The organism is Phocaeicola faecalis (assembly GCF_021730445.1).
Taxonomy (GTDB): Bacteria; Bacteroidota; Bacteroidia; order Bacteroidales; family Bacteroidaceae; genus Phocaeicola; species Phocaeicola faecalis.
In genome coordinates, this window is record NZ_JADNRM010000002.1 from 229,706 (window position 1) to 243,988 (window position 14,283).

The following is a 14,283-nucleotide window of genomic DNA, read 5'->3' on the forward strand; positions in this document are numbered from 1 at the left end:
CTTCTTATTCGAATTGTGACAGGATGCCCTTTAAGATATCAAAGTGAAAAGAACGGCATTTGAGGGAACTTTTATGCTGCCCTTTCCTATATTAAACTATTTCATAAAAACAAAATACACAGCCAATATTAAGCAAACAAAGGCAGCCATGTGATTCCAATGCAATGCTTCACCTTTAAAAAATACAGTTGTAAAGACTGTGAATATAACAAGAGTTATTACTTCTTGAATAACTTTCAACTGCATCAATGAAAATGGTCCACCATTACCAACAAACCCAATGCGGTTCGCTGGAATTTGACAAGAATACTCAAAAAAAGCAATTGACCAACTAAAGGCTATAACACCAATTAGAGGAAGAGCAGCAAACCAAGAATATTCTTGTTTCATCTTTAAATGACCATACCAAGCAAAAGTCATGAAGACATTCGATACTATAAGCAATAAAATCGTGTAGAGAGCTTTCATATTATTCTAATTCTACTATACATTATTATATATATCAACGTAAAGTGCTAAAACTCCAGTTGTTTTTTATTATACTCAGAGAACGCGACAGCAATCACACCTATCAATGGAAGCGCGCAAACTGTTTTTAATCTATTTTGTCAGGAAGTAAATCCTCCTGTATATTTGTCATACTTCCCCACAAGCAATAACGTGCCTCGGGGTTTAATTTTTCTAAAGACTTCAGCACCTCTTTCATGTCCGAACGATTCGACTCACTCTCGTATGGACAATTCTTTATCTGCCGATGATAACCGCGAACACGAGCCATCTCCGACAAATCAGACTCATGCACCAAACACATGGGACGAATAATCGTCATATCAAACTTACGCATCACCAACCGAGGCGGCATAGTTCCGAATGCCCCTTGAAAAGTGATATTCATCAGCAATGTTTCCAAAATATCATCCATGTGATGTCCCAATGCTATCTTAGTACACTCATACTCTTTAGCAACTGTAAAGAGAGCCTTCCTCCGGTTCCACGAACAAAGAAAACAAGGAGACTTACGAGTATCGGTAGACAAATCGAAAGATGTTTCGAAATACACAAATGGCACACCCAAACCCTCTGCATAATTTTTCAAATATTCCAAATCAGACTTATAAGGAATATTGGTCATACCAATGTGCGCTGCCATCACTGTAAAGTGTGGTTTCAAAATACGAGAACGTTTAGCCAACAATTCCAGCAACGCCAACGAATCTTTACCACCAGACAAACCGACTAATATCTTATCTCCATCTTCAATAAGACGATATTTCACCACCCCTTTGTTAAAGCGTTGCTCCACGCGGCGCATTATTTTATCTTCTTCCGTAAATTGTGCCATATCTGTTTTTAGAAATCGGGCACAAAAATACATGAAAAGAATGATTTATGGAAGATTTAATAAAATAGAATGAAGTAATGTGGCATAATTCCAATTAATATTGTATTTTTGAATCTAGAATCGTACAAATATTGCAGATAAAAATGATACGCAAAAGATACATAGCCTGCTTGTTTGCCTTAGGGCTGACGAGCTGCATGATGGCGCAAAACCTCGAACAAGCTAAAAAACTTTTCCTTGAAGGAGAATTTGAAAAGGCCAAACCCATGTTTCAGAGTTTAGTAAAAAAAGCCCCATCCAATGCCAATTACAATTATTGGTATGGTGCTTGCTGCTATGAAACCGGAGAAAAAGTTGAAGCACAACCCTATTTGGAAAAAAGTGCGGCACGCAAGGTGATTGATGCATTCAAATATCTGGGAAAGCTATATTATGATATGTACCGTTTTGAAGACGCAGTGGACAACTACGAGCAACACATCGAATGGCTGGAAAAGAAAAAACGACCAACCGAAGCAGCTGAAGCCGAATTGGAAATTATCAAACAAGGCGCACGCATGATTAAGGGTGTGGAAGACGTAACTGTAATAGATAGCTTTGTGGTAGACAAAAACGAATTTCTGAAAGCATATAAAGTGAGCCGTGAGTCAGGAACTCTACATCAAGACAACTCCATAGCAGGCACCATTTACCAATCGGAAATGGGTAATAAAGTGATTTATGGTAATCAAGACACTGATGGAAAAATGCAACTCTACTCACGCATAAAATTGATAAATGACTGGAGCGAGCCTGAGCCTTTAGAGGCCCTGAATGAACAGGGAAATGTCAACTACCCCTATCTGATGGCGGACGGAGTAACACTATATTATGCCTCTGACGGAGAAGGTTCGCTGGGTGGATATGATATATTTGTCACTCGCTATGACTCAGAAGGTAGCAGCTATTTACGGCCGGATAATATTGGAATGCCTTTTAATTCACCGGCCAATGACTATATGTACGTCATTGATGAACTAAATAATTTAGGATGGTTTGCATCCGACCGTTACCAACCTGAAGACAAGGTCTGCATTTACGTTTTTGTTCCAAATGAAACAAAGGTGGTATACGATTATGAAAATACTGACCCGGCAACACTTAGAGAAGCAGCTAGCTTACGCTCTATCCGAACCACCTGGAAAGATACAGACAAAGTACGTATTGCCAAACAAAAGTTAGCTGCCCTGATGTATACCAAAGATGCGGAAAAGAAGGAAGGAGACTTTTTATTTATAGTGGATGATTCCACTGTCTATCATACTCTCAATGATTTCCATTCCACCTCTGCACGAGCCGCATACCAGCAAGTGCTACAGAAGCAGAAAGATTATGAAATGCTCTCCAAAAATCTTGAAGAGAAACGAGAGCAATATGCTCAAAGCAACAATTCGCAAAAGAAAGCCCTCGCTCCCGGCATACTCGACCTGGAAAAGCGAACCGAGCAACTTTTGAAAGAAATTGAAAAGCTTACCCTGAACGTACGAAACGAAGAGATAAAGAAATTAAAACACTAATACAAACAAACTAAAAATGGAAGCACTCATCATTATCGCCCTGATATTGGCCGGCCTACTTCTCTTCATTGTGGAAGTATTCCTTATTCCGGGTATTAGCATTGCCGGAATAGCGTCAGCTATTTGTATTTTATATGCCAACTATTATGCCTTTTCCGCTCTAGGGCTAGAAGCAGGGTTTCTTACGCTGGCAGTTTCAGTTGTGGGATGTATTGGCATCACCGCATGGTTTATGCATTCCAAGACAGTGGATAAACTGTCTTTGAAGAAAAGTCTCGATTATAAAATCAACCCATTGAAAGGATTGAATATTAAAGTCGGTAATGAGGGAATCGCTGTTACCCGTCTAGCCTTAATCGGTAATGCAGAGATAAGCGGACATATTATAGAAGTCCGTTCTGCCGACGGACTGATAGATGAAAAGACACCTATCTATGTAGAGCGTATCGTAGAAAATACGGTCATTGTACGTAAACTCAAATAACATAAATATTCACACTAAAATACGAATCACCATGATTGAACCCAACTATCTTCCCTTCATTCTTATTGGAGGTGGAATTATCTTTGTAATATTATTTTTTCATTATGTTCCGTTCTTCCTTTGGCTTTCAGCCAAGGTATCGGGTGTACGCATCTCACTGATACAATTGTTCTTAATGCGCATCCGAAACGTTCCGCCATACGTTATTGTCCCGGCAATGATTGAAGCGCACAAAGCCGGTTTGAACACGATTACCCGTGACGAACTGGAAGCACACTATATGGCAGGCGGACACGTAGAAAAAGTGGTACACGCATTGGTTTCAGCTTCTAAAGCAAACATCGAACTTTCTTTTCAAATGGCAACAGGCATCGACCTGGCAGGTCGTGATGTATTTGAAGCTGTACAGATGTCGGTTAACCCGAAAGTAATTGACACCCCTCCTGTTACTGCCGTAGCAAAAGACGGTATACAGTTGATAGCCAAGGCACGTGTCACCGTACGCGCCAATATCCGCCAATTAGTGGGTGGTGCAGGAGAAGATACCATTTTAGCGCGTGTAGGCGAAGGTATCGTATCTTCTATCGGTTCATCGGAAAACCACAAATCAGTGTTGGAGAACCCTGATTCAATTTCCAAACTGGTACTCCGCAAAGGCTTGGATGCCGGGACAGCTTTTGAGATTCTATCAATCGATATTGCGGATATCGACATAGGTAGAAACATCGGTGCAGCCTTACAAATAGACCAAGCTAATGCAGACAAGAATATCGCACAAGCCAAGGCTGAAGAACGTCGTGCCATGGCAGTCGCACTGGAACAGGAAATGAAAGCGAAAGCCGAGGAAGCACGCGCCAACGTAATCCAAGCCGAAGCCGAAGTGCCCAAAGCCATGGCTGAAGCATTCCGTAGTGGCAACCTAGGTATCATGGACTATTATCGTATGAAAAATATACAGGCAGATACCTCCATGCGCGAAAATATAGCAAAACCTGAAACAACTTTCGGCGGTGAACCGTTAAGCAAATAACAAACGCGAGGTATCGGTTATATCCAACATAGAAGCAGACCTTTATGGGCTTAGTCGATAAGCCGAAAGAATATTAAATGTATGTGCCCATAAGTCTGCCTCTACTAGGATGGAAAAGATATTTATTACAAAAACGATTAAAAGCAAAAACCATGAAAAAATATTATGCCGAATCAGAATTGATTATCAATCCAGACGGTTCTATTTTCCACCTCCATATCAAACCGGAACAACTAGCAGATAAAGTAATTCTTGTGGGTGACCCGGGCCGTGTAGCTTTGGTAGCCTCTCATTTCGACACCAAAGAATGTGAAGTAGAGAGTCGTGAGTTTAAAACCATTACCGGAACTTATCAAGGTAAACGTATTACAGTAGTTTCTACTGGAATTGGTTGCGACAATATAGATATTGTAATGAACGAACTGGACGCCTTGGCTAATATTGATTTCAAAAGCCGCTATGAGAAAGATAATTTACGCCAACTACAATTGGTACGCATAGGCACTTGCGGAGGTCTGCAACCTTATACTCCTGTAGGTACGTATATCTGTTCAGAAAAGTCTATCGGTTTTGATGGATTGCTTAATTTTTATGCCGGCCGTAATGAAGTATGCGATCTTAAAATGGAACAATCATTCGTCAATTATATGGGCTGGGAAGGCAATGTATGCATCGCACATCCCTACGTTATTAATGCAGACAAGGAACTCATTGACCGCATCGCACAAAATGATATGGTTCGTGGCGTAACTATCGCTGCCGGAGGTTTCTTTGGACCGCAAGGACGTGAACTCCGTATCCCCTTAGCTGACCCCAAGCAAAATGAGAAAATTGAACAATTTGAATACGAAGGTTATCGCATCACTAACTTTGAGATGGAAAGCTCTGCCCTTGCAGGACTTGCACGCTTAATGGGCCACAAAGCAATGACTGTATGTATGGTCATTGCCAACCGACTCATCAAGGAAGCCAATACCGGATATAAAAATTCTATTGACGAATTGATAAAAAAAGTGTTAGAACGAATATAATCAATACAGATGGAAGCCAGCTTCAAACAAACCACTACCGATAAGGCGGAACGTTACCGCCTCTTCCTCCCCCAATTCGAACTTCTCATTTCGGACGAAAAGGAAGAAGTAAGCGTTCTTGCCAATGCCAGCGCCGCCCTTCATGAAGCCTTTGGCTTTTTTTGGGTAGGTTTCTATCTGGTCAAAGACGGCCAACTCATTCTCGGCCCCTTTCAAGGAAGCGCCGCCTGTTACCGCATCCGCAAGGGAAAAGGAGTATGTGGAACCTCATGGGCGGAAGCCCGCACCCTGATAGTGCCCGATGTAGAACAATTCCCCGGGCACATAGCATGCAGCTCCCTCTCCCGTTCCGAAATAGTAGTCCCCATCCTTGCCGGGGAGCAAGTAAAGGGAGTGCTGGACATAGACAGCGACCAGTTAAACTCTTTTGATGAAACAGACCGCCACTACTTGGAAAAAGTAGCCGCCCTCATAGCTAAAACAATCTATCAGTAATTAAATATAAAATGACAAACCAAGATACCATCTGTGCTATTGCCACCGCTCCCGGAGGAGCCATCGGAACCATCCGCGTATCCGGTCCCCAAGCCATTGAAATAACTTCACGCCTGTTCACCCCCATGCAAGGCAAGCCATTATCTGAGCGCAAGCCTTATACCCTTACTTTCGGGAAAATACTCTCCGCCCAAGGAGAAATCATTGACGAAGTGCTGGTCTCCCTGTTCCGTGCCCCCCATTCCTATACCGGTGAAGACAGCACAGAAATAATGTGTCATGGTTCATCCTATATCCTGCAACAAGTGCTGCAACTCCTCATCCAAAACGGATGCCGTTCCGCCCTGCCGGGCGAATACACCCAGCGCGCCTTTCTGAATGGGAAAATGGACCTGAGCCAAGCCGAAGCCGTGGCAGACCTGATAGCCTCTTCTTCTGCCGCCACCCACCGCTTGGCCATGAGCCAGATGCGCGGAGGGTTCAGCAAGGAACTTTCCGGCCTGCGCAACCAGTTGCTCCACTTCACCTCGCTGATGGAACTGGAACTGGACTTCAGCGACCATGAGGAACTAGAGTTCGCCAACCGCGATGAACTGAACGGACTGGCCACCCGCATTGAGCAAGTCATCGCCCGACTCGCCCATTCGTTCAGCGTGGGAAACGCCATCAAGAATGGCATTCCGGTAGCGATTATCGGAGAAACGAACGCCGGAAAGTCCACTTTGCTGAATGCATTGCTGAATGAAGAAAAAGCCATTGTAAGCAATATCCATGGGACCACCCGCGATGTGATAGAGGATACAATAAATTTACAAGGCATCACCTTCCGGTTCATTGACACGGCAGGAATCCGGCAGACAACTGATACCATCGAAAGCATGGGAATAGAACGCACTTTTAAAAAAATGGAACAATCCTCTATCATTTTATGGATGATAGACTCTACAGATGCCAAGGTGCGTTTTGAAGAGTTGCAAACAGAGATTCTTCCGCATTGCCAAGGCAAGAAGCTAATCATTTTATTCAATAAATCAGAATTGTTGCTACCCATACAAAAGGAAGAACTGGCGGCTATGTTTTCCGATATTGAAGCGGAGAAGCTATTTATCGCCGCCAAGAAACGGGAGAACATAACGGCATTGGAAGAAATATTAGTACAAAAGGCCGCTTTACCTGAGATTAGTCAAAATGATATTATTATAACAAACGCTAGGCATTACGAAGCATTAACCAAGGCATTAGACTCCATTCACAGGGTGCAGGAAGGGTTACAATCGGGTCTGTCGGGAGATTTGATAAGTGAAGACTTAAGGCAATGTATTTTCCATCTTTCAGATATTGTGGGAGATGTAACCAATGACGAAGTTCTTGGAAATATATTTAAAAATTTTTGCATCGGCAAGTAAGTGGTGATTACCAACGATTAGCATATATCATCAACGATTATCAAGGCGTTCATTTTGAGCGCCTTTCTTTTTAGCCTTATAAGCGATAGTTATCGTTTATAGGGCTTATTCAGCTCATTTTTGTACCGCATTTGTTGCTNGGCAAGTAAGTGGTGATTACCAACGATTAGCATATATCATCAACGATTATCAAGGCGTTCATTTTGAGCGCCTTTCTTTTTAGCCTTATAAGCGATAGTTATCGTTTATAGGGCTTATTCAGCTCATTTTTGTACCGCATTTGTTGCTCGCTTGTTAAAGCCTTGTTTCTCACCAGCAAGGTAGTAGAGATTTGAGACACAGTGAGACGTGGTGAGACGCACTGAAACAAAATTGGAGAAATAAACGGAGAAAAGAATGAGCAGCAACATCGAAATCAAGAAGAAATGCAAATGGTGTGGGCAAATTTTCATAGCTCGCAAAACGACTACGAACTATTGTTCTCATAGGTGCAACAATGCAGCCTATAAAGAACGGATTAGGCAAGAGCGTATAGCGACTTATCAAAAAGAGTTCTCAATAAAGACGGAAAAACCATCTATTGAGGACAAGGAATTCTATACCCCACCTGAAGCAGCAAAACTCTTAAGGATTAGTCGAGCCAGTATTTATCGCTATATGGCAGATAACATCATAAAAGTAGTTCAATTCAAAGGTAAGACATTAGTCAGAAGAAAAGATATAGAGCTTCTGTTTGAAAATGCAGCGGAATACAAAAAGAGAGTACCCATTGAGAAAGCCCCTATCACCGACTTCTACACCACCGCAGAAGTCAAAGAGAAATATCATGTAAACGAGTCATGGATATTTGTGGTAGCCAAGAAGAACAACATCCCCCGAACTTTCAATCGTGGTAAGACCTACTGGAGCAAGAAACATATTGACGCTTACTTTGCCAAGAAAGCCCCGAATCCAGACATTACCGAATGGTACAGCTCCCAAGAAATGCAGGAGAAGTTCGGCATGACCCTATCTGCCATCTATTGTTTCGTTTCCAAGAATGCCATCCCCAAGAAGAAAGAGGGCATCATGGTGTACTATTCCAAGAAGCACGTAGATATAGCCAAGGGAATTGCCATACCAGAAGAACCGCAATATTATACGGTAGCCGAAGCGATGGAGAAGTTCAACCTCACTCGTGACCAACTCTATCACTATGCGAAGTACCATAATATCCCCAAGGTCAAGAAAGGCAAATACACGTTTATCTCCAAGCCCGAATTAGATAAGTTGCTTGCAGCCCCAAAGATTGAATAAGTTATTTCTTGGTGAATATACCCACCATTGAATCACCTTATTCCTTTGCACCAAACAAATGTAAAATTCTAAATATCAAACAGTATGTCACACACATGTACAAAAGTAACAGTTCGTCAGAGAGCGATTCGGAATAATCGCATCTCCTTGTATCTGGATTATTATCCGGCAGTCCGTAACCCCGAAACGATGCAGATGAGCCGCAGGGAATACCTCGGCATCTACATCTATGCCCATCCGAAGAACGAAATGGAACGGGAGTTCAACAACGATATGTTGAACAAGGCAGAGGCTATCCGCTGCATCCGGGTACAATCGCTCATCAATGAAGAGTTTGGCTTCTTGGATAAGACCAAACAGAAAGCCGACTTCCTCGCCTACTTCAAGAAAATGTGCCGGAATAAAGACCAGAAATGGCAGTTTGTCTATCAGCATTTCTACAACTTCGTCAAGGGACAATGTACCTTTGGCGATGTGAATGTGGATTTATGCAAGAAGTTCCGTGAGTACTTGCTGAACGCCAAGCAACTCAAACACAGCAACCGCCACATTTCCCTCAATTCGGCATCCGGCTACTACTCTACATTCAGAGGATTGTTAAAGATTGCCTATCGAGACAAATGGTTTCGAGAAAACATCAATGACTATCTTGATAAAATAGAGCCACAAGATGTGAAGAAAGAGTATCTGACGCTGGACGAAGTGAAGCAACTCGCTGCCACACCTTGCGACATTCCTGTTCTGAAAGCTGCTTCTCTATTCGCTTGTCTGACAGGCTTACGTATCAGTGACATTCTCAATCTGCAATGGGAAGATTTCACTATCGCTCCCGACCAAGGTTATTGCTTGCGCATCAGGACACAGAAAACACAAACGGAAGCGACACTCCCCATCAGTTACGAAGCCTACGAACTATGCGGAACACCCGGAACAGGCAAAGTATTCAAGGATTTGAAACGGAGCATGATTAATTATCCGCTGAAAAGCTGGCTCAAAAAAGCAGGAATAACGAAACCGATAAGCTTCCATTGCTTCAGGCACAGCTACGCCGTCATACAAATATCCTTAGGTACAGATATTTACACGGTATCAAAGATGCTAACGCATAAGAATGTGTCCACAACTCAGATTTATGCCGATTTGGTCAATTCCAAGAAACGAGAAACAGCCAATAAAATATCACTCAAATAGATATAACTATGAAACGAGGAATCATAACAAACAACGAACAAAGCATCCATATTTCCGATGGTGAAATATGGATGACCGCTTGGGAGCTTGCAGACTTGTTTTATACAACTGCTTGGACTATCCATGCAGCAATTAAGAGAATCCTGAAAGCTAATGTTTTGAGGAGCCACGAAGTTTGTAAGTACATCAAATTGGAGAATGGGAACAATGCCGATGTGTATAATCTCGATATGGTTATAGCCCTATCCTATCAGATAGACACCGGGCATTCCGCAGCATTTAGGAAATAGCTAATAAACAAAGTCGCTCGTAAACAAGATTACAACCTCTTGTTATATTTCAACAAGGATACAAACCATACATTGTATTGCTAATAAGCAATATCTCTATACCCTATTGATTATCTGCATTGTTTACATTAAATGATGCAGATAATTTTTGTTTTTAAGATACACAAGCCTATTTACCCAACTATTTTCATCCAAAAACAAGAAATTTGCAATGCGCTTATTATTAAGAGTGTAACGTGGTGAAAAGTGATGAAATATATCGTCAAAAGCCCATTAACAGGCAAAACTATGGATTTTTTCAAAAATTAATCCTATATATTTGCACACAAACGATTAATACATACCACTATGGAGCAGAAAAAGATAGAACATATAACATTGCATCTGATTGTTTTTGGTACAATCGCAATCATTGGTGTTTTAGCCCGCCAGACCGTGCTACACTATGGTTGGGATGAGTTCAGCAGCTACCTCATTTTAGTGGTAAGCTCCATTATCATGGGAGCTATCTATCTCAATCTGCAAATGGTATTCAGACAACTCCTTTCACCTACAATAGAGAAGTGCTTTATGAGATTTGAATGCTATCGCAACAAGGCTGTAGTCGTAGAAGCTCCAGCAGCAAACTCGGAACTTGCCGGAAGTTCTATAAATTCAAAACCTATCATTTCTGAACCTGAACCCGAAATTGAAATCGAAACTATATCTGACATAACAGAAGAAGTTTCTACTCTATCATATTACGAACCCAACGAAGATGTGGCAGAACTTCCAAAGGAGGAAACCACGCCTTCTACCAACAACACATCTATCGAAGAATCCGACCAGCCATCAGAATACGAGACTCTTCGTGCAAACGCTATGGCAGAGAAAGAACGTGCCTCACAAGAAAAACTCAATAAGGTTATCGCATACACAAAACAAACTTTGGTTTCCTATCTTGATGAAACGGCACTTAATCGCTTGTGTGGATATGTGGCAGAATATTACTTGTTAGATACTCTGCCTAAAGTTGAACCAATAAAGGTCGATTCTCAGTTAAAGACCATTGACATCATGCACTTTGGATGGAATATCGGCAAGGCATTCAGTAAGCCACGCTTACAGACCGCCACTTTTATAAAGAGGGTATTTACCCATACCCTCCGTGATTCGGAAATATCTACTATTGAACGTAAAATGTCGCATACAGAATCAGAATGCAAGATTAAATTAGATAGAAAAATTGCATAACGCAATACCATTAGGCATTGTCCATTGCATCCCAGTAGTCCATATCCATTTTCATGACTTTAAGGACTTTCTCTGTTTGCAATCCCAAGCCATAGTCATAAATATATTCTGTTAATTGCTGACCATTTATCAGGATAATAGTTGGTGAACCGTTAAGGCTTTCCACATATTCCATCGCACCTTTAGAATAATCAGAGGTGGTGATGAATACACCTTTCTTGGATGGTGTTCCTGCAACAGCTCCTACAAAGCTCTGAACCTCATGACGCTGAACATTATTATCTAAAGCATATCGCTTTGCCTGTATGGATATATGATTAAATCCTAAAATATCTTCTTTAATGATACCATCTATACCACCATCATTAGATAGTTTCGTTACAACACCTGAGTTTTTGACCTCGCCACCATACCCCATTGCTTGAAGTAATTTCACAACTAACCGTTCAAATTCTTGTGGCTTTTTACTTAATATAGTTGTCAGAATTTGAGATTGCACATTCTGCTTTATCCTATCATAAGAATCAGCTAATTCTTCTTCCGGTGTACGTTCATCATCATTTCCCAAATGGGAAGAAGTGTTGTTAGCATCCTTATTTTTAGAACTTTTCTTCGGAGTTTTCGCATTCACTGTTACTTTGATGAACTCATTTATTTGTTTCTCCGTGCATGAAGAAAGCATAGACAGTCCCTTTTCGCTGATTTTATAATCACCTCTTTGGGGCTTTTCTACAAGACCTGCAATAAAAAGATACGATAAAGCCCACGAAATACGGTCTAAGAATATTTCGCCATTACCAGAAGGATACCAAGCATTCATTTCCTCATCGGTCAATCCAAAATGCTTAGCCAAAGGAATGCGTAAATCTTTAGCTCTCATAACTATCCCGGCACTTAATTCTTTCAATGCCTGTATCCGTATTTCTTCAAATTGCGGTATCATAAACGACAAATTTGTTTTATAGCTTCAATAACCACTGGTATTTCATGACACAAAGGTACTTAAATTACTCGTAATCATCACTTATTACCATCAAAAAGTTATTCATCAGTTATATTTTGGTGAATGATTCCACCATTGAAACACCTGTTTCCTTTGCCGTCGAACAATTAAAAACGATTGGCGTATGCAAAAAGAAACAGTAACATTTGATAAGCTGCCCGAAGCGGTAGGTTATCTGACCGAACAGGTCATCGAGTTGAAAAAGATGGTAGCGGAACTCCAGCCACAGCCATCTGACAAACATGTGTTGGTAGAAATAGAGGATGCTTGCCGTATCATCCGAAAAGCCAAGCCTACCATTTATACATTGGTACGCAAAGGACTGCTTCCTGCCTATAAGAAAGGTAAGAAACTCTATTTCTATGAAGACGAACTTCTTTCTTGGATTGAGAACGGGCGTAGAAAGAGTGCAGAACAGACTTACGAGGAGATGCTGGCAAATATGCAAGGCGGTGTCCGTCATAAGTCCAAATCATCCATGAAGTTTTAATGAGTAGAACTATGGATACATCCTCTATTAATCCGGCATCCATCATTGACGAAGCGGTTGATTTAAGTATGCGATTGGCTGGCACTGATTTTCCTGTCAGCATATTCCCGACAAAAATCCAACGCATCATCAGTGAGGTTCACGAATGCCATAACTACCCGACTGACTACATTGCCTCTGCAATTTTTGCAGCGATTGCAGTTGGCATCGGTAACACGCATCTTGCCCAAATCAAGCAAGGCTGGATAGAAAGCCCTATCCTGTATATGGCATTGATAGGAAGACCGGGAGCAAACAAAAGTCATCCGCTCAGCTTTGCGATGAAACCGTTTCTTGATTACGACTATCAGCAGAATCAAGTCTTTGAAAAGGCTCTTGCCAAGTATGATGAACTGATGAGTATGAGCCGCAAAGAACGAGCGGAAAGCGGTGAAGAACAATTTCCTCAGGAGCCAGTTCGTAAACGCTTCTTAATTTCGGATGTAACGCCTGAAGGTTTGAGCCTTATCCATGCGCAAAACAAACGTGGTTTATGCTTGTGGGCTGACGAGTTATCCGCTTGGTTCAAGAACTTCAACCGTTATAACAACGGTTCGGAAGAACAGTTCTGGCTGTCGGTGTTCAGTGCCAAGACCACTATATCCGACCGCAAAAATGCCAAGAGTTCCATCTTCATCAAGCGACCGTATATCTCAGTTATTGGTACTATTCAAAAGAAGATTCTCAGTGAGTTGGCTAAAGGTGAACGTTCCAGTAACGGATTCATCGACCGCATTCTGTTTGTGATGCCCAATCTGCAACAGAAGGCTCGTTGGAATGACAAGGAACTACCGGAGAACATCGAACAAGAATGGAATGCCATTATTGACAAACTGATACAACAAGAGTATGCCCTCAATGAGTTTGGAGAGATAGAACCGCAGATTCTTCTTTTCACGGAGGATGCCAAGAGACGGCTTTACGAATGGCAGCACCACTTCTCAGAATTGTGCGACCAAGAGACAAATGACACCATTGTGAGTATCTATTGCAAGCTGGAGATATACATCATCCGTTTCTGCCTGATTATCCAATTAGCGCGATGGACCTGCGGAGAGTGTGGTAAAACATATATCGACCTGTTGACGGTAGAACGAGCCATTAAACTGACGGAGTATTTCAAGGAATCCGCATTGAGCGTTCAAAATATACTCAATGAGAACATGCTCAACAGCCAACAACAGGCGATAGTCAATCTACTTCCTCCATCCTTTACAACTGCCCAAGCTATACAGATAGCCGAGCAAAATGGAATGAAGGAGCGCACATTTCAACGCTTTCTCAATGACAACATCGGGACATTGTTCCGCAAAGAGAAGCATGGAGAATATTCAAAGATTAACCCGTGACATTTTTGTCGGTTTTGACACTTTTCCAGCGAAAACGACAATAACGAC

The 14,283-nt window shown here is 41.7% G+C and carries 14 protein-coding genes and 1 pseudogene; 12 read left to right on the forward strand and 3 right to left on the reverse strand.

Going from position 1 to position 14,283, the window contains the following annotated elements; translation table 11 throughout:
• Positions 1–96: 96 nt before the first annotated feature.
• Both IR173_RS05110 and IR173_RS05115 read right to left on the reverse strand, forming a co-directional pair.
• Entirely contained in the window at positions 97–468 is a 372-nt protein-coding gene (locus IR173_RS05110) for a DMT family protein (protein WP_237038610.1), read from the reverse strand.
• 127 nt (positions 469–595) lie between these two features.
• The gene (locus IR173_RS05115; RefSeq protein ID WP_237038611.1) at positions 596–1,342 is read right to left on the reverse strand and encodes a tRNA 2-thiocytidine biosynthesis TtcA family protein; all 747 of its coding nucleotides are present in this window, start codon (positions 1,340–1,342) and stop codon (positions 596–598) included.
• 143 nt (positions 1,343–1,485) lie between these two features.
• Here IR173_RS05115 and IR173_RS05120 point away from each other — a divergent pair, with 143 nt between their 5' ends.
• From IR173_RS05120 to IR173_RS05165, 10 genes and pseudogenes are all read left to right on the forward strand, one after another.
• The gene (locus IR173_RS05120; protein ID WP_237038612.1) at positions 1,486–2,898 is read left to right on the forward strand and encodes a tetratricopeptide repeat protein; all 1,413 of its coding nucleotides are present in this window, start codon (positions 1,486–1,488) and stop codon (positions 2,896–2,898) included.
• Between the two features lie 16 nt (positions 2,899–2,914).
• Positions 2,915–3,382: an NfeD family protein gene (locus IR173_RS05125; RefSeq protein WP_237038613.1), complete on the forward strand. Its 468-nt coding sequence runs from the start codon at positions 2,915–2,917 to the stop codon at positions 3,380–3,382.
• A gap of 31 nt (positions 3,383–3,413) precedes the next feature.
• Positions 3,414–4,412 (forward strand): flotillin-like protein FloA, encoded by a 999-nt coding sequence (gene floA / locus IR173_RS05130; protein WP_237038614.1) that lies wholly within the window; start codon positions 3,414–3,416, stop codon positions 4,410–4,412.
• Between the two features lie 152 nt (positions 4,413–4,564).
• Positions 4,565–5,443 carry a nucleoside phosphorylase gene (locus tag IR173_RS05135; RefSeq protein ID WP_237038615.1) on the forward strand — a complete coding sequence of 293 codons (879 nt, stop codon included), beginning with the start codon at positions 4,565–4,567 and terminating at the stop codon, positions 5,441–5,443.
• 9 nt (positions 5,444–5,452) lie between these two features.
• A complete protein-coding gene (locus IR173_RS05140; protein WP_237038616.1) occupies positions 5,453–5,938 on the forward strand; it encodes a GAF domain-containing protein in 486 nt (161 codons plus the stop codon).
• Between the two features lie 11 nt (positions 5,939–5,949).
• Positions 5,950–7,344, forward strand: coding sequence for a tRNA uridine-5-carboxymethylaminomethyl(34) synthesis GTPase MnmE (gene mnmE, locus IR173_RS05145; RefSeq protein WP_237038617.1), 1,395 nt, complete (start codon positions 5,950–5,952; stop codon positions 7,342–7,344).
• 396 nt (positions 7,345–7,740) lie between these two features.
• Positions 7,741–8,640 carry a helix-turn-helix domain-containing protein gene (locus IR173_RS05150; RefSeq protein WP_087375704.1) on the forward strand — a complete coding sequence of 300 codons (900 nt, stop codon included), beginning with the start codon at positions 7,741–7,743 and terminating at the stop codon, positions 8,638–8,640.
• An 84-nt stretch (positions 8,641–8,724) separates the two neighbouring features.
• Complete coding sequence (locus IR173_RS05155) at positions 8,725–9,831, forward strand: site-specific integrase (protein WP_087375705.1); 1,107 nt, start codon at positions 8,725–8,727, stop codon at positions 9,829–9,831.
• Positions 9,832–9,839: 8 nt separating this feature from the next.
• Positions 9,840–10,205: pseudogene (locus tag IR173_RS05160) on the forward strand (lipofamily protein).
• Between the two features lie 264 nt (positions 10,206–10,469).
• Complete coding sequence (locus IR173_RS05165; RefSeq protein ID WP_237038618.1) at positions 10,470–11,354, forward strand: mobilization protein; 885 nt, start codon at positions 10,470–10,472, stop codon at positions 11,352–11,354.
• A 10-nt stretch (positions 11,355–11,364) separates the two neighbouring features.
• Here the strand turns inward: IR173_RS05165 and IR173_RS05170 are convergent, their stop codons facing one another.
• On the reverse strand, positions 11,365–12,297 hold the full coding sequence (locus IR173_RS05170; protein WP_087346563.1) for a restriction endonuclease: 933 nt from the start codon (positions 12,295–12,297) through the stop codon (positions 11,365–11,367).
• A 184-nt stretch (positions 12,298–12,481) separates the two neighbouring features.
• On the opposite strand from IR173_RS05170, the gene IR173_RS05175 reads away from it, so the two are divergent.
• Positions 12,482–12,847 carry a helix-turn-helix domain-containing protein gene (locus IR173_RS05175; protein ID WP_087375707.1) on the forward strand — a complete coding sequence of 122 codons (366 nt, stop codon included), beginning with the start codon at positions 12,482–12,484 and terminating at the stop codon, positions 12,845–12,847.
• Between the two features lie 11 nt (positions 12,848–12,858).
• A complete protein-coding gene (locus IR173_RS05180) occupies positions 12,859–14,235 on the forward strand; it encodes a DUF3987 domain-containing protein (RefSeq protein ID WP_087375708.1) in 1,377 nt (458 codons plus the stop codon).
• Positions 14,236–14,283 lie beyond the last annotated feature (48 nt).

Coding starts and splice junctions, on each gene's coding strand:
- IR173_RS05120 (WP_237038612.1), top strand. CDS start 1,486: ATGATACGCAAAAGATACATAGCCTGCTTGTTTGCCTTAGGGCTGACG.
- IR173_RS05150 (WP_087375704.1), top strand. CDS start 7,741: ATGAGCAGCAACATCGAAATCAAGAAGAAATGCAAATGGTGTGGGCAA.
- mnmE (WP_237038617.1), top strand. CDS start 5,950: ATGACAAACCAAGATACCATCTGTGCTATTGCCACCGCTCCCGGAGGA.
- IR173_RS05165 (WP_237038618.1), top strand. CDS start 10,470: ATGGAGCAGAAAAAGATAGAACATATAACATTGCATCTGATTGTTTTT.
- IR173_RS05110 (WP_237038610.1), bottom strand. CDS start 468: ATGAAAGCTCTCTACACGATTTTATTGCTTATAGTATCGAATGTCTTC.
- IR173_RS05115 (WP_237038611.1), bottom strand. CDS start 1,342: ATGGCACAATTTACGGAAGAAGATAAAATAATGCGCCGCGTGGAGCAA.
- floA (WP_237038614.1), top strand. CDS start 3,414: ATGATTGAACCCAACTATCTTCCCTTCATTCTTATTGGAGGTGGAATT.
- IR173_RS05155 (WP_087375705.1), top strand. CDS start 8,725: ATGTCACACACATGTACAAAAGTAACAGTTCGTCAGAGAGCGATTCGG.
- IR173_RS05170 (WP_087346563.1), bottom strand. CDS start 12,297: ATGATACCGCAATTTGAAGAAATACGGATACAGGCATTGAAAGAATTA.
- IR173_RS05125 (WP_237038613.1), top strand. CDS start 2,915: ATGGAAGCACTCATCATTATCGCCCTGATATTGGCCGGCCTACTTCTC.
- IR173_RS05135 (WP_237038615.1), top strand. CDS start 4,565: ATGAAAAAATATTATGCCGAATCAGAATTGATTATCAATCCAGACGGT.
- IR173_RS05140 (WP_237038616.1), top strand. CDS start 5,453: ATGGAAGCCAGCTTCAAACAAACCACTACCGATAAGGCGGAACGTTAC.
- IR173_RS05175 (WP_087375707.1), top strand. CDS start 12,482: ATGCAAAAAGAAACAGTAACATTTGATAAGCTGCCCGAAGCGGTAGGT.
- IR173_RS05180 (WP_087375708.1), top strand. CDS start 12,859: ATGGATACATCCTCTATTAATCCGGCATCCATCATTGACGAAGCGGTT.